Origin of the sequence: Murinocardiopsis flavida, assembly GCF_003014485.1 — a bacterium.
In the GTDB taxonomy this organism is placed as follows: domain Bacteria; phylum Actinomycetota; class Actinomycetes; order Streptosporangiales; family Streptosporangiaceae; genus Murinocardiopsis; species Murinocardiopsis flavida.
In genome coordinates, this window is record NZ_PYGA01000007.1 from 133,521 (window position 1) to 151,747 (window position 18,227).

The following is an 18,227-nucleotide window of genomic DNA, read 5'->3' on the forward strand; positions in this document are numbered from 1 at the left end:
GATCAGCGGATGCGGTGGCCAGTCTCCTCGGTGCCGTACCCGCCCAGCGCCTCCACCGAGGCGCGGAAGTCGGCCGAGCCCAGCAGCTCCCACAGCGGCGCGAGCATCGGATCGTCCAGGCTCTCCTCGTCGAGCACCAGGTCGTAGGGCTCCCGCGCCACCGGAACGAAGTCCAGTCCGAACGCGCGGGCCGCCGCCATGATCCCGAGGCCGCAGTCGGCCCGCCCCGCCGCGACCGCAGCGGCGACGGCGAGGTGGGTCGGCTCCTCGCGCGCGTAGCCCGCGACCGCCGCCGGATCGATCTCCAGGCCGCGCAGCTCGTGGTCGAGCAGCATCCGGGTGCCCGCGCCCCGCTGGCGGTTCACGTACGACAGGCCGCCGCCCGCGAGGTCGGCCAGCCCCGTGATGCCGTTCGGGTTGCCGGGCGGCACCAGCAGCCCCTGCTCCCGGTGCACGAGGCGCACGACGGCCGGCTTCCGGTCGGGCAGCATCTCATCGAGGTACGGGAGGGTGTACTCCCCCGTGGCGGGGTGCAGCAGGTGCGAGCCCGCCACGTGGCACAGGCCGTCGCGCAGCGCCACCAGCCCGCCGAGCGAGCCGACGTTGGACGACATCAGGGTGAGGGTCGGGTCTGCGGCGCGCAGGGCCGTCGCCGCGAGGTCGAGGACGAGGTCGTGCGACCCGATGGCGACGATGGTGCGCTCGATCTCCGGCAGCCTGCGCAGCAGCTCGACCGGGACCCGCGCACCGGCGCGGTGCCCCTCGACCGCCGACGGGACGACGAGCAGGCCGTCGGCCCGCACCAGCGAGGTCAGCACCCCGGCGCCGCGCGGCAGCGGGGTGGCGACGATCTGCCCGCCCACCGACCCCAGGCGCACCCGCACCCAGTCGTCCATGCCCAGCACCGACGGGAGCTTGCGGGTGAGCCGCGCCGTGACCTGCGGGCGGTGCGGCGGCGGCGCCCCCTCCAACTCGGCGAGCAGCGGCGCGGCGAAGATGTCGAACGTGAGCGCCGCCGAGACCGGGTAGCCCGGCACGCCGATCACCGGGGTCGACCCGGCCGTGCCCAGCACCACCGGGTGCCCCGGCCGCACCGCGACCCCGTGGACGGCGAGCGACCCGGCCGCGGCGACCACGCGCGCGGTGTGGTCGTCGCGCCCGGCGCTGGACCCGGCCACGAGCAGCACCAGGTCGGCCGCTGCCGCGGCGTCGCGGACCGCCGCGCCGATGATCTCGGCGTCGTCGGGCTGGATGGGCGCGGCCCACGCCTCGCAGCCCACCTCGCGCGCCTGCGCGAGCAGCATCAGCGAGTTGGTGTCGAGGATCTCGCCGTGCCGCGGCGGCGAGCCGATGGGCACGATCTCGTCGCCCGTGGGGATGACCGCCACCTTCGGCGGCCGCCGCACGGTCAGCTCGGTGGCGCCGGCGGCCGCGGCCGCGGCGACGTCGACCGGGCGCAGCCGGTGCCCCTCGGGCAGCAGCAGCTCGCCCGCGCTGACGTCCTCGCCGATGGAGCGCACGTGCTGGTACGGCGGGACGGCGGCGAGGAGCTCCGCGACGTCGCCCGGCGGGGCGTAGTGCACGTGTTCGCGCATGACCACGGCGTCGAGGCCGTCGGGCATCGGGTCGCCGGTGTCGACCACCCGGTAGGAGTCGGCCTTGAGGTGCAGTGGCGCGGTCTCCGACGCGCCGTGGGTGTCGGCCGCGCGGACCGCGATCCCGTCCATCGCGGCGACGTCGCCGACGGGTGAGGAGCGGCTCGCCCAGATCGGCCGCGCCGTCACCCGCCCGACCGCGTCGCCGACCGGGACGACGGCCTCGGGGATCCGCTCCGGGCAGCCGGCCTCGGCGCGGGCCCGCCGCCAGGCCGCGGTCGCCTCCTCCGCGGGCACGTCGTTCACGAAGGGGCTGTCGTGCACGCCTCCACCTACCTGTACATCGTCACGGTCACTTGGGCGTCCTCGTCGATCCCCGTCGCCGCCTCGGGGATGACGATGTAGCCGTCCGCGCTGGTGAGCAGGGACAGCAGGGCCGAGGCCCCGAACAGCGGTGTGGCGACGCCGTCGCGCACGCGCACCTGGACGACGTCGAGCCGCCCCGCGGCCGACGCGACGGCCCGGGCCATGGCCGCCGTGGCGGTCGGCTCGGCCGGTGGCAGCGCAATGCCGCCGACCCGCCGCAGCACCGGGAGGCCGACCTGGCGGAACACCACCAGGGCCGACAGCGGGTTCCCCGGCAGGCCGACGACCGGCACCCCGGAGCACTCGGCGAGCAGGGTGGGCTTGCCCGGTTTGATGGCGAGGCCGTGGCAGTACACGCGGGAGTCGGCCAGCGCCCGGACCGCGGCGGCGGTCTCGTCGCGCGCCCCGACCGACGAGCCGGCCGAGACCACGACGACGTCGCAGTCGCGCACCGCCGCGGCGAGCGCGGCGGCGAGGGCTTCGGCGTCGTCGGGGACGATCCCCCGCAGCGACGGCGCGCCGCCCGCCTCCTCGGTCAGGGCCGCCAGCGCAGACGCGGTCGCGTCGCGCACCTGGCCCGGGCCGAGGTCCGCGGTGTCGGGCGGCACCACTTCGTCGCCGGTCGAGATGATGCCGACGCGGGGCCGCGCGCGCACCTCGACCCGGGTGACGCCCGCGGCGGCGAGCAGGCCGAGGTCCTGGGCGCGCAGCGCACGGCCTGCCGGGGCGAGTTCGGCGCCGACGGCGACGTCCTCGTCGGCGCGCACGATGCCGCCGCCGACGGCGACCGGCCGCGTCACCTCGATGACGCCGGGCATCGTCACCTGCGTGTGCTCGACCATGACGACGGCGTCGGCGCCGGGCGGGATGGCGGCGCCCGTGGGGATCTGCACCGCGCCGCCGGGACGGACGGCGGCATCGGGAGCGCTGCCCATGCGCACGGCGCCGACGAGGTCGAAGTACGCGGGCAGCGCCTCACCGGCGCCGTAGGTGTCGGCGGCGCGGACCGCGTAGCCGTCGACGGTCGAGCGCGCGAACCCCGGCAGCGCCGCACCGGACGCGACCGGGGCCGCGGGCACCCGGCCGAGCGCGGCCGCGCGGTCGACCTCCTCGGTGCCGGTCCGCCGCAGCGGCCGGAACCCCGCCAGCGCCGCCGACACCGGCAGCGCCGTGAAGAACTCCGTTGCGCTCACTCCGCGCTCACTCCGCACTCATTCCGCGCTCACTCCGGCCGCCCCGCCGCACCGCTGCCGTTGAGGACGCTCACCACCGGGCCCATGGCGACCTGGCCCAGCCCGCAGATCGAGGTCTTGCGCATGACGGTCTCCAGTTCGAGCAGGCGCTCGCGGCGCTCGGCGCTCAGCTCCCCGCCGGACCGCAGGGTCTCGGCGAGCAGGTCGTGGGCCTTGGTGGAGCCGACCCGGCACGGCACGCACTTGCCGCAGGACTCGTTGCGGAAGAACCGCAGGACGTTGGTTGCCGCGGCGAGGGTGTCGGTGCCCTTGGCGATCACGACGAGCGCGCCCGACCCCAGCATCGACCCGGCCTCGGCGAGGGTGCCGAAGTCGAGCGGGGTGTCGAGGTGCGACGCGTCCAGGAAGTTGGACGAGGCGCCGCCCGGCTGGACGCAGTCGAGTTCGGCGCCGCCGGCGACGCCGCCCGCGAGGTCGACGAGGGCGCGGATGGTCGTGCCCATGGGCACGCAGTAGACGCCCGGCCGCTCGACGTGGCCCGACACCGAGAAGAACTTCAGCCCGCCGCTCTCGCCGATGCCCTGGTCCAGCCACCACTGGGCCCCGCGGGTGGCGATGACCGGCACGTCGGCGAAGGTCTCGACCGAGTTCATCAGGGTGGGGCGGCCCCACAGCCCGTGCACGCCGGGGAACGGCGGCTTGTTGCGCGGCTCGCCCCGGTGCCCCTCCATGCACTCGATCAGGGCGGTCTCCTCGCCGAGGATGTAGCCGCCGGGCGAGGTGAAGACGTCGACCACGAGCCTGCGGCCGGTGCCGAGGACGTCGTCGCCGGTGAGGCCCAGCGCGCCGAGCCGCTCGATCTCGGCGCGCAGGACGGCCTCCTCGGGGCCGTACTCGTGCCGGATGAACACCCACCCCTCCTCCGCGCCGGTGACGACCATGCCCATGAGCATGCCTTCGAGGACGAGGTGCGGCTGCTCGGCGAGGAGCTGGCGGTCCTTGAAGGTGCCCGGCTCGGACTCGTCGGCGTTGCAGATGGCGTACTTCACGCCGCCGGGGGCCTTGCGGACGAGGTCCCACTTCCGGCCGGTCGGGAAGCCGGCCCCGCCCATGCCGCGCAGCCCGGCCTCCTGGAGGTCCGCGATGACCTGCTCCGGGGCGACCGCGCCGGTCAGCAGCGCCCGCAGGGCGCCGTAGCGGTGCTCGGGGCGGTCGTAGGGGTCGTTGGGCCAGCCCTCGGCGGGGCCGTAGGCGACGGTCGCGCCGGGGTCGGCGTGCCCGCCGGACCCCGCGGCCAGCACGGCGGGGACGTCGTCGATGCGGCAGGGGGCGTCGTCGACGGTGGCGGCCGGGGCGATGTCGCAGCGGCCGGGGCAGGAGATCTCGGTGACGGCGACGTCCTCGGCGTCGCCGTAGCGCTCGCGCATGGCGCCGATGCGGCTCTCGGAGCCCTTCAGCCAGCACGCGAGGTCGTGGCAGAGCCCGACGGTGGCACCCTTGGGCTCCTCGGTGCGGAAGTGCGGATAGAACGAGACCAGGCCCTCGATCTCGTACAGCGGCCGCCGCTGCTCGCGCGCGAGCGCGGTCAGCTCCTCCCGCGGCAGCCAGCCGCGGCGCTCCTGGATGGCGATCAGCATCGGGATCAGGCTGGGGCCCCGGAACTTGCCCGCGCGCGCCTCCACGCCGGGGACCTTCGGCTGCTGGGCTTCCACTGTCACGACGCGCTACCTCCGGCTCGGGTGCTCACACGGTCCGCCGCGGGGGCCATCCGCACGGCGCAGAACTTGAACTCCGGGATCTTGCCCGTGGGGTCGATCTCGTCGATCGTCAGCAGGTTCGCCGCGGCCTCCCTGAAGTGGAAGGGGATGAAGATGTTCCCCTTGACCTCCCGGTGCGAGACCTTGACGTTGAGCACGATCTCGCCGCGCCGCGACTCCACCCGGGCGAAGTCGCCGTCGGCCAGGCCCAGCTCGGCGGCGTCCTCAGGGCTCACATACGCCTCGGCGCGCGGCGCGATGCTGTCGAGCGCGAAGGAGCGCCGGGTCATCGAGCCGGTGTGCCAGTGCTCCAGCAGCCGCCCGGTGTTGAGCACCAGCGGGTACTCCTCGCTGGGCAGCTCCTTGCCGGGCAGCCACTCGGCGGGGACCAGGTGCGCCAGGCCGTCGGCGGTGTTGAACCGCTCGTCGAACAGCACCACGGTGCCGTCGCTGCCATCGGGATCGGGGTTGGGGTAGAGCTTGCCGGTGGAGCCCAGGTTGTCGTAGTCGAGGTTGGCGTAGTCGGGCATGAGCGGGACCATCTCCTCGAACACCTCGCGCGGCGACGCGTAGTCCCAGTCGAGGCCCAGCCGCTGCGCGAGGTCCTGCACGATCTCCCAGTCGACGCGGGCCGCGCCGGGCGGGTCGAAGACCTTGTGCCCGAGCTGCACCCTGCGGTCGGTGTTGGTGTAGGTGCCGTCCTTCTCCAGGTACGACGACGCGGGCAGGATGACGTCGGCGAACTCGGCGGTCTCGGTGAGGAAGATGTCCTGCACCACGAGGAAGTCCATCTGCGACAGCGCCTTGCGGACCTTGTTGATGTTGGGGTCGGACATGAAGGGGTTCTCGCCCAGCATGTACATGCCGCGCACGCCGCCGTCGAGCACCGACGCGATGATCTCGGTGACGGTGAGCCCGTTCTCCGGGTTGAGATCGGTGCCCCACGCCTCCTCGAAGAGGACCCGCGACTTCTCGTCGCCCGCCGGCTGGTAGTTGGGGTAGAACATCGGGATCAGGCCGGCGTCGGAGGCGCCCTGCACGTTGTTCTGGCCGCGCAGCGGGTGCAGCCCGGTGCCCGGGCGGCCGACGTTGCCGGTGATGGAGCACATCGCGATCAGGCAGCGCGCGTTGTCGGTGCCGGTGGTGTGCTGCGAGATGCCCATGCCCCAGTAGATGACCCCGGCGCCGGCCCCGCCCCACACGCGCGCCACCTCGCGGATGGTCTCGGCGTCGATCCCGGTGATCTGCGCGGCGAGCTCCGGCGGGTAGGCCGCGACGGTCTCGGCGAGCCGCTCGTAGTTGGTGGTGCGCTCGGCGATGAAGTCGCGGTCGACCAGGCCCAGCCGGATGACCTCGTGCATGATCCCGTTGTACAGGGCCACGTCGGTGCCGGGCTTGAGCTGGCAGAAGATGTCGGCGTGGTCGGCGACCGTCCCGGCGCGCGGGTCGACATAGATGATCTTGGTGCCGTTGCGCCGCGCCTGCTTGAAGAACGAGGACGCGACGGGGTGGTTCGCCGTCGCGTTGCTGCCGGTGATGATGGCGACGTCGGCGTTGGCGATGTCGCCGTAGGTGGTCGACACCGCGCCGGAGCCGACGCCCTCGAACAGCGCCGCGACGCTGGATGCGTGGCACAGCCGGGTGCAGTGGTCGACGTTGTTGGAGCGGAAGGCCGTGCGGATCAGCTTCTGGAACAGGTACGCCTCTTCGTTGGAGCACTTCGCCGAGCCGAAGCCGGCGATGCCCGCCGACCCGCTCTCGGCGTAGATGCCGCCGAGCCGCTCCGCCACGAGGTCCAGCGCCTCGTCCCAGGTGGCCTCGCGGAAGTGCGGCAGCACCTCCTCATAGGGCACCAGGCCGCCGGGCCTGCGGCCGCGGCCGCGCTTCGCGAACCCGTCGAGTTGCGAATCGGCCCGCACGTCCGCGGAGAGCGGCCCCTTGGGGTAGGCGGAGTCGACGCGGATCAGGGGGGTGGTGAGCCGCTGCGGGGACGCGGCGTAGTCCCAGCCGTAGCGGCCCTTCACGCAGAGGCGCCCCTTGTTGCCCGGCTGGTCGCGGCCCTCGGCGAAGGAGATGCCGCCCCGCACGCGGTCGACGTAGTAGGTCAGGGCGCAGCCCACGCCGCAGTAGGGGCAGACGGTGTCGACCGCGTCGAGCTGGGCGCGCGGCTGGATGGGGATGTTGTTGATGGGCTTGTTGGTGAGCGCGCCGGTGGGGCACGCGGACACGCACTCGCCGCAGGTCACGCAGGACGACTCGCCCATGGGGTCGTTGAGGTCGAAGGCGATGCGGGTGTCGTAGCCCTTGCCGCTGCGCCCGATGACGTCGTTGCCCTGGACGTCGTCGCAGGCGCGCACGCAGCGGTCGCAGAGGATGCAGGCGTCGTGGTCGACGGCGATGACCGGGTTGGAGGTGTCGGTGCCGCGGCTCGGGCCCTTGAGCAGGTCGTCGATCGTCGCGATGGCGTAGGTGTCGGCGATTTCGAGCAGCTCGTTGTCCGCCGTGGTCGTCTGCTTGGGGTCGGCCTCGCGCGGCGGCTGGTCGGCGACGAGGAGCTCGGTGAGCACCGCCCGGCTGCGCTCGACCTCCGGGGTGGCGGTGGCGACCTCCATGTCCTGCTCGCACGGGCGGATGCAGGACGCGGCGAAGGCCCGGCCGCCGGTGTCGACCACGCACATGCGGCACACGCCCACCGGGTCGTAGCGCTCGTCGTGGCAGAGCGCGGGGATCTCGATCCCCGCCCCCTTGGCCGCCTCCCAGATGGTCGTCCCCTCGGGGACGCTGAGTTGCCGCCCGTCGATGGTGAGCGCCACGGTCTGCTGCTCGGTGCCGGCCGAAGCCGCCGGGGTCATTGTCATGGTCTCGACTCCGCTCTTGAATCGCTCGACGTCACCAGCGGCCGACCGTCCCGGCCCAGCCCGCGTTCGGCGTAGTAGGTATCGATCATCGCGCGCAGGCGCTCGGGTGGCAGCGTCGCCGTGCGGCCGGAGCCCAGTTCGAGCGAGCCGCCGAGGAAGCGCTCGGGCAGCCAGTCGTCGTCAGGGGTCCAGCCCTCCCGCAGGTTGTAGGCGCGTTTGGCGAGGACGATGCGGCGCGCGGTCGCGCGCAGCTCACCGCTGTCGACGTCCCACCCGGTGACCTGCGACAGCAGCCGCGCCCACTCGTCGAAGGGCGCGGTGAAGACGCCGCGGAGGAACTTGCAGAAGATCAGGGAGTCCATGATCGCCGCCCGGTCCTCGGTCTCGACGGCGGCCCGGACGTGCGCGGCCGTCCCGTGCATCCGGTCGAGGCCCCCGGTGAAGTCGGCTTCGTAGGCGCCCGAGCGGTTGTGGTCGGCGCCGCGCGCGTTGACGGCGAGGCCCAGCGCCATGGCCTGCATGGTGCGCGGTTCGTAGCCCGGCAGTTCCAAGCCCTTGACGTGCGGGGCGAACGCGCTCGAGCCCTGCCCGACGGTTTCGGCCGCGCGCCGGGAGCCTTCGGCGAGCAGGGCGCCGACGCCGGTGCGGGTGCCGATCTCCGCCAGGGCGCGCAGCAGCGCCGCGCCGTCGCCGAACCGCAGCCACGGGGCGTCGAGCATGCCGCGCTCGACGCACTCCATGGCCCAGGCGATGGTGCCGCCGGCCGAGATGGTGTCGATGCCGAGTTCGTCGCACCGGGCGCTCGCTTCGAGGACCTGGTCGGGGTCCGACACCCCGCACATGGGGCCGAGCGCGAAGACGTTCTCGTACTCCACCCGCGCCTTCGCACCCCCTTTCGAGGCGTAGATGTGCTCGCAGCCGATACTGCACGACGCGCAGCTCGACCGCGCCACCGACCGGCTCTCCGCGAGGTCCTCCGCCGAGAGCCTGGCCGCGTCGGCGAAGGTGGCGCTCTGGAAGTTGCGGGTCGGAAGGGTGTTGACGGCGTTGAAGGCGAGCAGGTTGGACAGCGTGCCGAGCTCGCGGTACTTCTCCGTCGCCGGGCCGAACGAGCGGGAGCGGAGGTCCTTCGCGGTGGCGAGCACGGCGTCGCGGTCGGCCACGGGCACCCGCCGGTCGCCCCGCACGGCGACGCACTTGATGTTCTTGGCGCCCAGCACCGCGCCGAGCCCGCCCCGGCCGGCGTGGCGGCCGTCGTGGGAGATGGTGGCGTAGCGGACCCCGCGCTCCCCCGCCGGTCCGATGCTCGCGGCGCGCCACTTGCGGCCGTGCCGCGCTCGGACGGACTCCTCGGCGTCGGCGGCCGACATGCCCCACTGCTCCGCGGCGTCGACGAGGCGGGCGCCGTCCTGGTCGATCAGCAGGTTGGCCGGCTCCCGCGCGCGGCCCACGACCACGAGGGCGTCGTGGCCGGTGAGTTTGCCCGAAATGGCGAAGTGGCTGGAGGACAGCGCGTCGTTGAGCAGGCCGGTGAGCGGCGACTTGGCGACCACGGCGAACTTGGCGCTGGTGGTCAGCGGGGTGCCGACCAGCGGCGAGAAGACGAACGCCAGTGGGGCGGCGGGGGCGAGCGGTTCGACGCCCGCCGGGCCGAGCTCGGTCAGCAGCCAGGTCCCCAGCCCGGCGCCGCCCAGGTAGCCGCGGAGCACGTGATCGGGCAGCGGCAGGACGGTGGACGAACCGTCGGTGACGTCGACGACGAGCGCCTGGCCGCAGTAGCCGCCGGGGGCGGGTCCCATGCCGCTCACCCGCCCGCGTCGGCCGAGAAGAAGGACACGGTGTCGCCCGCGAGCAGGGGCCACATGCCGTCGCCGCGGATCTGGTCGCCGTTGACGGCCGCCACCACGTGGCCGTCGAAGGGGACCCCGGCCTGCCGTGCCGCTGCGGCGAGGTTCGCGGCCCTGACCCGGGACGCGCCCCGGCCCGCGCCGCGGGTCGCCAGCACGCCGAACCGCTCCACGACGACCTCGGGGGCGGGGCGGCCGTGCGCGGCCGCGTACTCCTCGGGGGTGTTGGCGTTGACGACGGAGTCGAGGGCGGGGTCGGCCGCCGCGAGCCGGGGGTCGGCGCGCAGCCCGGCGTCGTCGAGCTGCCGCACGGCGCTCTCCTCGAAGAGGTGGGACGGGCGCAGCCGCCCTTCGCCGAGCAGCCGCTCGACGCGGGACGCGAGGGCGGTGCGGTATCCGGCCGCCATGGGCTGGCGGAAGCCGCCGACGAACGGCAGGACGACCTCCGGTGCCTCCGGCCAGCCGGCGTCCGGGTCCGGCTCGAAGCCGCGCAGCACCGCCTGCACGAATGCCGCGTGCAGGAAGGGGAGGTCGGTGGAGCACACGAAGGCGGTGTCGGCGTGGCGCGCCGCCGCGGCAAGGCCGACGGCGAGGCCCTGCATGGGGCCCCGGCCCTCCTCGGGGTCGTCGGCGACGACGACCTTGGGGTCGAGTTCCGGCAGCGGCTGCCCCGGCGCCCGCACGACGATCACCGGCCCGTCGACCGCGCGCTCGACAACGCCGGTGACGTGCCGCAGCAGCGTGGAACCGTGCCAGTCGAGTGCCGCTTTCGGGGCCCCCATGCGGGAGGAGCGACCGCCTGCGAGAACAACACCCGCACTCGGTTTCATACTGTAGACAGTATACGACATGTCAATACCCCTGCCTTGCTCTCACAGTCCCCAGTCAACGCCCTACCCACGCGTAGGCCCATAGCGTGATCACTCCCCTCCCGCGCGGATGCGACCTGCTCTCCCTGCACCGATCCGACCACAGCCCCGCCGCCGCGCCGGGCACCGCCCCCCGAGCCGCGGCCCCGCCGCCCGGCTCCCCGGCGCCATGGGCCCCGGGCTTGGGTGCACCACCGGCCCCGGCCCCGATCGGCGCCGGCGCGTTTCCCTTTCTTCCGCGATGATTCCGCCCGGCAATTCACCGATGCGGAGACCGGGATTTCGACGACGGCAGAGAACGCGTTGCATTCGCGCGGAAAAAGCCGTCGGCCGCCGTCAATTCCACCGCCGCCCCGCCGTGCCGACCCCGATTCGCGGTGTTCCGCGGTGTCGGCGCCGCGGCGCGGGCCCGGCGCACCCGCGGGACGGGCACCGGCCGCCCGAACGCGAACCGCGAATAACGCCCTCACCTGCCACGATACCAAGCAGGCTCGGCCATCGGCGGCGAGCCGTCCCCCATCCGGCGCGAATTCCGCAAACTGCCCGCGGCCGACAAGGACGAGGGAATACGATACGTACCTCGCCGCAGAGAATGGGAGCCGCAGGCACACGCCCCGTGCCCACCGGTCCCGGAATTCGCCGCGCAACGGCGGTTCCCGCCCACGGCGAGCACAGCGGCGCCCCCGATTCTCCATCGCCGGTTCCGCCCGACCCGAATGCTGTTCTGCCGCCGGCCGGACGCGAGGTACCTGATCTCATGTCGCAACAATCGCCCGCACGCCCCCCGGACCGCCACCGGTCCGGCGCCCGGGCAGTGCTCACCGCGCTCGCGGCCGCGGTCTGCGCCGGCGGACTCTGGGCCCTGGTGACCGCCGCCCTGACCGCGGAGGCCCGCGTCGCCGTCGGCGCCGCCGCCGCGGCGACCACCGTCCTGCTCGCAGGCGCCGTGTACGTCGCGGTGCGGCGCTCCGCCGACCTGGCGGCGGCAGAGGACGACGCCCACCGCGCCTGGGCGGAGCTGCACCGGGCGGGCGGCCGCCTCGACGCCGCCCGCGAGGAACTCGCGCTGCTGGTCGACCACACCCTGCCCGCCGCCGTCACCCGGCTCCGCGAAGGGGCCACCGCCGAGACCGTCCTGGCCGAGGTCGAGCACCCCGCCGACGCGGCGCACCACCGCGTCCTGCGCACCCTCGTCCACGAGATCGCGTTCGGCGAGCGCCGCCGTGCCGCCGCCACCGCCGCGTGCGCGAACGCCGCGGGGCGCGTGCAGGCGCTGTCCACCCGCACCCTCGCCGACCTGCGCACGATGGAGGACCGCTGCTCCGACGACATGCTCGGCGACCTGCTGCGGATCGACCACAGCACGGCGCAGACCGGCCGGACCGCCGACAGCATCGCCGTGCTCACCGGCGCGCGGTCGGGCCGGCGCTGGACCAAGCCGATCACCATGGAGAGCGTCATCCGCGGCGCCATGGGCCGCATCGGCGCCTACCAGCGGGTGCGCGTGCACTCCAGCAGCGCGAACGCCGTCGCGGGCTACGCCGCCGAGGACGTCATGCACGCGCTCGCCGAGCTGATGGACAACGCCACCCGCTTCTCGGCGCCCTCCGAGGAGGTCCACATCTACGTCGAGGACCTGCACAACGGCGCGGTCATCACGATCGAGGACGGCGGGCTCGGCATGAAGCCGCAGGCGCTCGCCAGGGCCGAGGCCGCCGTGTCCGACACCCAGCCCCTCGACATGGCCATGCTGTCGGGCACCCGGCTGGGCCTGGCCGTCGTCGGCTGCCTGGCGCGCAAGCACCGGCTGCACGTGTTCTTCCGGCCGTCCTCGCGCGGCGGCATCGGCGTCGTCCTGCGCATCCCCAACCACCTAATCACCCCGGTGCGCGAGGAGCCGTTCCCCGAACCCGTGCGCAGACCCGCCCCCGTCCCCGCGGCCGACCCGGCCCCGCCGGGCCCCGGGGCACACGCCGACCAGAGCGAACTCCCCAAGCGCCCGCGCGGCGCGACGCTGCGGGCCGCGTCGGCCCCACTCGCGCCGAAGGAGACCCGGGCCGCGGTCCCCCGCCCCGACGCCGGATCCCGGTTCGGCGCCTTCCAGCAGAGCCGCTCCCGCATAGGCGACCCCGGCGGCCCGCCCGCGGCGCCCCCCGCGGCAGCCGACGACGCCACCTGAGCCCGCCGTTCCGCCGCCGAACCGCGAGACCCCTGATTGGAGTGAGGGGCGGCCCCGGCACGCCGTGCCGCGGCCCGCCGCCCCGGAATCCCGATGGACGCGACGAACCCGAACCTCGAATGGCTGCTGGAGAACCTCGTCGGCAGCACCCCGGGCGCACTGCACGCGCTGGTGCTGTCCAAGGACGGACTCAAGCTGTGCCGCACCGCCGCCCTCGCCGTCGACCAGGCCGACCAGCTGGCGGCGATCGCCGCCGGCGTCCAGGCGCTGTCCCATGGCGCGTCGATGGAGTTCGGCGACGGCACCGGCGGCGTGCGCAGCTCGATGACCGAGTTCCACGGCGGCATCCTGTTCATCGTGGCGGCCGGGATGGGCGCCCACCTCGCCGTCATCGCAACCCAGGACGCCGACGTCGGCCTGATCGGCCACACCATGGACGAGCTGGTCGAGCAGATCGGCCCGTTCCTCACCGCACCGCCCCGCTACACCCCGTCCACCAGTCCGACACCATGAACCCCCGCGATGTCGCCGACGAGGACCCGGACCGGCTCTACACCGTCACCGGCGGCCGCAGCCGGGCCGACGGTCACGGCCTGGACCTCGTCACCCTGATCGTCAGCGAATCGGCCCCCGCGGCGGGGAGCCAGTCGGAGCACGTCCGGATCCTGCGGATCTGCCGCGACCCGACATCGGTCGTGGAGCTCTCCTCGGAGCTCGCGCTGCCCGTGAGCGTGGTCAAGATCCTGCTGACCGACCTCATCGACACCGGCCGCGCCTCGGCACGCCACCCCTCCTCCGCCGGGGACCCGCTCCCCGACACCGAATTCCTGCGGAAGGTGCTCGTTGGACTCCGCAAGCTCTGACCTCCCCCGGCGCAGGCCCCTGCGGTCCAGCGCCGCCGACGGCGTGAAGATCGTGATCGTCGGCGGGTTCGGGGTCGGCAAGACCACAATGGTGCGATCGGTCAGCGAGATCCGCCCGCTGAGCACCGAGGAGGTCATGACCCAGGCCGGGGCCGGTGTCGACCACAACGTCGGCGCGCCCGAGAAGACCACGACCACGGTCGCGTTCGACTTCGGCCGCATCAGCCTGGACGAGCGGATGATCCTGTACCTGTTCGGCGCGCCCGGCCAGGAGCGGTTCTGGTTCCTGTGGGACCAGTTGTTCGCGGGGACGCTGGGCGTCGTGGTGCTGGTCGACACCCGCCGGCTCGCCGACTCCTGGTACGCCATCGACCGCCTCGAACACCACGGGACCCCCTTCATCGTCGCGCGCAACAGGTTCGAGCCGCTGGCCCACGACCTCGGCGACGTCCGCAGCGCCCTCGACCTCTCCGCCGGCGTTCCGCTCGTCGACTGCGACGCGCGGCGGCGCGAGTCCGCCAAAGAGGTCCTGATCGCGCTGGTCGACCATCTCCACACCCTGTCCGCTGCCCGGGAGGCATCGCCGTGACCGACATCCACCCATCCGCCGGCACCGCCGGCACCGCCGGCACCGCCGGCAGCGCGGCCCCCGAGGAACGGGTCCGGTTGTCCGGCCCGCAGTTCCAGCAGGACCCTGCGGCGCTGTACGCGCAGATCAGGCGCAGGTTCGGCCCGGTCGCGCCGGTCCTGCTCGACGGCGACCTGCCCGCGTGGCTCGTCACCGGGTACCGCGAGGTCCACCAGATCACGGGCGACGCGCATCTCTTCGCGCGCGACACCCGGCGCTGGAACCAGTGGGACAACGTCCCCGCCGACTGGCCGCTGCTGCCCTACGTCCAGCACAACCCCTCGGTGATGTTCACCGAGGCCGCCGAGCACCGCCGACGCGCGGGCGCCATCGGCGACGCACTCGCCGGTGTCGACCAGTTCGACCTGCGGGCGCACTGCGAGCGGATCGCGGACCGCCTCATCGACGCGTTCTCGGGCAGCGGCGAGGCCGACCTCGTGGGGCAGTTCGCGCTGCGGATCCCGCTGCTCGCCGTCGCCAAGATGTACGGCATGTCCGAGTCGGCGACCCCGCAACTGGTGCGCGACGTGGCGATCTCGCTGGACGTCGGGCCGGACGCGATCCCCGCGTACCTGCGGGTGCAGGAGGCCATGGGCCGCCTCCTCGCCGCCAAGCGCGACGCGCCGGGCGCCGACGTGCCGTCGCACCTGCTGCGGCACCCGTCGCGGCTGACCGACGAGGAGATCGTCCAGGACCTCCTCGTGGTGACGGCGGCGGCCCAGCAGCCCACGGCGAACTGGATCGGCAACACGATCCGGCTGATGCTGACCGACAGCCGGTTCGCCATGACCCTGTCGGGCGGCCGCGGCAGCGTGGGCCAGGCCCTCAACGAGGTGCTGTGGTACGACACCCCGACACAGAACTTCATCGGCCGGTTCGCCACCCGCGACACCCACCTCGGCGGGCGGCGGGTGCGAACCGGCGACCTGCTCGTCCTCGGGCTGGCCGCTGCGAACGCCGACCCGCACACGTCCCTCGACATGTCAGCGGACCTGATGGGCAACCACGCGCACATGTCGTTCGGGCACGGCGAGCACGGCTGCCCCTACCCCGCGCCGGAGGTCGCCGAGGTCATCGCCAGGACGACGGTCGAGGTGCTGCTCGACCGGCTGCCGGACCTCGCCCTCGCGGTGCCGGCTGAGTCGCTGGTGTGGCGGCCGTCGGTGTGGATGCGGGGGTTGGAGCGGCTGCCGGTGGCGTTCACCCCCACCTACGCCGGGGGCGGCTGACGGCCGGTCAGGGCCGCCCGGGTTCGGTGCGGGGCCCGGGCACCGCGGCGGCCGGCGTGAACCGGACCGGCAGTGTGGCGGGGCCGCGGGTGAACACGCCCTCTTCCGCCGGTGTGTGGCCGTCGGCGATCCGGAGGTCGGGCATCGCGTCGAGGAGCTGGTTCACCCCCACGTCGATCTCTGCCTTGGCGAGGAGCGCGCCCACGCAGAAGTGCCGGCCGAGCGCGAACGACAGGTGGTGCGCCGCAGCGGAGAACGCGGTGTCGGTCGGCAGGTCGGCGCGGTGGATGTCGAAGGTGTCGGGGGCGGCGAACCGGCGGGGGTCGCGGTTCGCCGCGCCGATGAGGCAGGTGACCGTGCTCCCCGCGGGCACGGTGCCGCCGCTGAGCGCGATGTCCTCTGCGGGCTGGCGCATGATCATGTGGACGGGCGGGGAGTACCGCAGGGTCTCGGCGAACGCGTTGGCGACGAGGCCGCGGTCGGCGCGCACCTCGGCCAGCTGCTCGGGGTGTTCGAGCAGGTTCTTGAAGACGCCGGCGATGGCCTTGTCGGTGGTCTCGCCGCCCGCGGCGAGCAGCAGGCTGCAAAACGCCTTGACGTCCTCGTCGCTCATCGACGTGCCGTCGACCTCGGCGGCGCACAGGGTGGACAGCAGGTCGTCGCCCGGCTCGCGCCTGCGCCGCCGGATGACGGGGATGAGGTAGGCGGCGAGCTCCTCCCTCGTCCGGATCCCCGCCGCGGCGACCTCGGGGTCCTGAGCGAGATTGCCGAGGAAGCCGATGATGGCGGCGTACCAGACCTGGAACCGCGCGTGGTCGGACGGGTCGAGGCCGAGCATGTCGACGATGACGTTGATGGGGAAGTGCCGGGCGAAGTCGCCCACGAGGTCGGCCGAGCCGGTGGTGCGGAACCGGTCGATGAGCTCGCGGGAGTTGCGCTCGATGGCGGGCAGGAACCGCTGCTCCAGCTCCCTGCCGCGGAAGGCCGGCGCCACCAGCGCGCGGCGGACCGAGTGCTCGCGCCCGCTCATCTGGAGGATGGTGCGCCCGTGCGCGGGTTCGAGCTGCCAGGCGTAGTTGTCGGTGGTGAAGGCGGGGTCCTTGAAGGCACGGGCGACGTCGTCGTACCTGGAGACGATGTAGCTGCCCATGGCGTCGTGCCACGCCAGTGGGGAGTCCTGGAGCAGGGTCCGGTAGGCGGCGTAGGGGTCGGCCGCGAACTCGGGGGAAAGGATGTCCGGCGCGTGATCGACGGTGACCATGAAGCTCCCTCGTTCGCCGATAGGGCGTCAGAGTAGCCATCCCGGCGGCGGCCGCGAAAGAGTCCAAACGGTTGGATCGGTCTTCCCAGGAGGGTTCGCAACGATCGGCATCGCGTTCGGCGCGGCGGCGAGGTTTCGTAATGGTGCACGGGGGCGGTCGGCCGCACGCGGTGGGCAGGGGAACGCGGCGCGCGCCGTCCGAATGAGGCCGGCGCCGCGGATCCAAGGCAAGAATCGTCGGGCCGGGAATCGTCGGGTCAGGTGCGCGGGCCGTCGGGCCGCCACTCCAGCAGCAGGATCGTCGCGTCGTCGCTGAGGTGGCCGTGCTGGTGGTCGAGGATGGCGTGGATCAGCCGCCGCAGGGTCTCGGGGGCCGGCTCCTCGGCCGCTGAGGCGCGGGCGATGAAGTCGGTGAACCGCTCCAGGCCGAACAGGTCGCCCTCGGGGTCGCGCGCCTCGGTGACACCGTCGGTGTAGAACAGCACCTGGTCGCCCGGTTCGAGCGCGAACTCGTGCACCGTGCGCTCGGTCCCGGCCAGGACGTCGAGCCCCAGGGGCAGCTCCGGGGCGCGGTCCAGCGCTTCGTGGACCAGCCGCTGCCGCCGGAGCAGCAGCGGCGCCGGGTGGCCGCAGTTCGCCCACGACAGCGTCCCGCTCGACAGGTCGAGGCCGGCGAAGACCGCGGTGCAGAACCGTTCGGGCAGCCACGTGTGCAGCGCCTGGTCCACGTTGCCGACCAGGCGGGCGAGGTCGGCGCCGCTGCGGCGGGCATTGCGCGCCCCCGCCATCGCCACCGACGCCGTGAGCCCCGATGCGAGGTCGTGCCCCATGGCGTCGAGGATCACCGCGTGGAGGGTGTCCTTGGTGATCGAGTGGTCGAACGCGTCGCCGCCCAGCTCGTAGGCCGGTTCGAGGACGGCGGTCGACACCGCGCGCGTCGTGCCGAGCGTGCGCGGCGGGAGGAACGCGCGCAGCATCTCCGTCCGCAGCTGCATGGGCGCGGTGCGGGTGTGCCGGACGTAGGTGTCGCTGTAGGCGCGCTTGGCGGTGATGACCAGCGCCAGCAGGGCCGCGACCATCTGGCAGCGCCGCAGGGTGGGCTCGTCCAGCACCGGCGCGCTGATGTGCAGGACGCCCATGCGGTCGGCGCCGTCCATCAGCGGCAGCCACAGGCCCAGCTCGGAGCCGTTGCCCTCGGTCAGCCGCAGTGTCTCGCTCCGGTACGCCAGGCCGGCGTCGGTGCCGTCGATGGGCAGCGAGCCGCCGCCGGTGAGGGGGACGAGCAGGCGCTGCTGGAGGTCGACCAGGTAGACGGTGATCTCTTTCAGCCCGAGCGCGGAGCCGTAGTCGGCCGCCGTCTCCAGCACGTCGATCGGACCGCTGCGGTGGACGGAGCGGATGAGCTCCTCGAACAGCCGCTCGCTCGCCCCGATCGGGACCTGTTTGTCCATGTAGAGCAGTCTCACACCGGACTGGGAAAACCGCAGTTCACAGCGGCAGCGTGTCTCCCGGCCGGCCGCCTCGGCGCGTGCCCGCCGGCCGGGTACCGGACGCGGGACGCGCCGGGCGCGCCGCAGGGGCG

The 18,227-nt window shown here is 73.7% G+C and carries 13 protein-coding genes; 5 read left to right on the plus strand and 8 right to left on the minus strand.

Annotation, left to right across the window (positions count from 1 at the left end; genetic code table 11):
- Positions 1-2: 2 nt before the first annotated feature.
- From CLV63_RS12075 to CLV63_RS12100, 6 genes are read right to left on the minus strand one after another with little or no spacing between them, the layout of a single operon-like run.
- The gene (locus CLV63_RS12075) at positions 3-1,919 is read right to left on the minus strand and encodes a molybdopterin biosynthesis protein (RefSeq protein ID WP_106583070.1); all 1,917 of its coding nucleotides are present in this window, start codon (positions 1,917-1,919) and stop codon (positions 3-5) included.
- Between the two features lie 8 nt (positions 1,920-1,927).
- Positions 1,928-3,154 (minus strand): molybdopterin-binding protein, encoded by a 1,227-nt coding sequence (locus tag CLV63_RS12080; RefSeq protein ID WP_106583071.1) that lies wholly within the window; start codon positions 3,152-3,154, stop codon positions 1,928-1,930.
- A 29-nt stretch (positions 3,155-3,183) separates the two neighbouring features.
- Positions 3,184-4,872, minus strand: a complete 1,689-nt coding sequence (locus CLV63_RS12085; protein WP_106583072.1) for an NADH-ubiquinone oxidoreductase-F iron-sulfur binding region domain-containing protein — start codon at positions 4,870-4,872, stop codon at positions 3,184-3,186.
- Positions 4,869-7,769 carry a formate dehydrogenase subunit alpha gene (gene fdhF, locus CLV63_RS12090; RefSeq protein WP_106583073.1) on the minus strand — a complete coding sequence of 967 codons (2,901 nt, stop codon included), beginning with the start codon at positions 7,767-7,769 and terminating at the stop codon, positions 4,869-4,871. The genes CLV63_RS12085 and fdhF overlap by 4 nt, the downstream gene beginning before the upstream one ends.
- Positions 7,766-9,568 (minus strand): aldehyde ferredoxin oxidoreductase family protein, encoded by a 1,803-nt coding sequence (locus CLV63_RS12095; protein WP_106583074.1) that lies wholly within the window; start codon positions 9,566-9,568, stop codon positions 7,766-7,768. Before CLV63_RS12095 ends, fdhF begins: the two co-directional genes overlap by 4 nt.
- A gap of 5 nt (positions 9,569-9,573) precedes the next feature.
- A complete protein-coding gene (locus CLV63_RS12100) occupies positions 9,574-10,467 on the minus strand; it encodes an NTP transferase domain-containing protein (protein ID WP_342751386.1) in 894 nt (297 codons plus the stop codon).
- A 775-nt stretch (positions 10,468-11,242) separates the two neighbouring features.
- Here CLV63_RS12100 and CLV63_RS12110 point away from each other — a divergent pair.
- From CLV63_RS12110 to CLV63_RS12130, 5 genes are all read left to right on the plus strand, one after another.
- Positions 11,243-12,664 carry an ATP-binding protein gene (locus CLV63_RS12110; protein WP_106583077.1) on the plus strand — a complete coding sequence of 474 codons (1,422 nt, stop codon included), beginning with the start codon at positions 11,243-11,245 and terminating at the stop codon, positions 12,662-12,664.
- A gap of 93 nt (positions 12,665-12,757) precedes the next feature.
- Positions 12,758-13,177: a roadblock/LC7 domain-containing protein gene (locus CLV63_RS12115; protein WP_106583078.1), complete on the plus strand. Its 420-nt coding sequence runs from the start codon at positions 12,758-12,760 to the stop codon at positions 13,175-13,177.
- The gene (locus CLV63_RS12120) at positions 13,174-13,527 is read left to right on the plus strand and encodes a DUF742 domain-containing protein (protein WP_106583079.1); all 354 of its coding nucleotides are present in this window, start codon (positions 13,174-13,176) and stop codon (positions 13,525-13,527) included. The genes CLV63_RS12115 and CLV63_RS12120 overlap by 4 nt, the downstream gene beginning before the upstream one ends.
- Entirely contained in the window at positions 13,508-14,116 is a 609-nt protein-coding gene (locus tag CLV63_RS12125; RefSeq protein WP_106583080.1) for a GTP-binding protein, read from the plus strand. The genes CLV63_RS12120 and CLV63_RS12125 overlap by 20 nt, the downstream gene beginning before the upstream one ends.
- A 5-nt stretch (positions 14,117-14,121) precedes the next feature.
- On the plus strand, positions 14,122-15,384 hold the full coding sequence (locus CLV63_RS12130; protein ID WP_106583176.1) for a cytochrome P450: 1,263 nt from the start codon (positions 14,122-14,124) through the stop codon (positions 15,382-15,384).
- A 7-nt stretch (positions 15,385-15,391) separates the two neighbouring features.
- On the opposite strand, the gene CLV63_RS12135 is transcribed toward CLV63_RS12130, so the two are convergent.
- Positions 15,392-16,645, minus strand: coding sequence for a cytochrome P450 (locus CLV63_RS12135; RefSeq protein ID WP_106583081.1), 1,254 nt, complete (start codon positions 16,643-16,645; stop codon positions 15,392-15,394).
- Between the two features lie 257 nt (positions 16,646-16,902).
- A complete protein-coding gene (locus tag CLV63_RS12140; protein WP_106583082.1) occupies positions 16,903-18,096 on the minus strand; it encodes a PP2C family protein-serine/threonine phosphatase in 1,194 nt (397 codons plus the stop codon).
- Between the last annotated feature and the right edge of the window lie 131 nt (positions 18,097-18,227).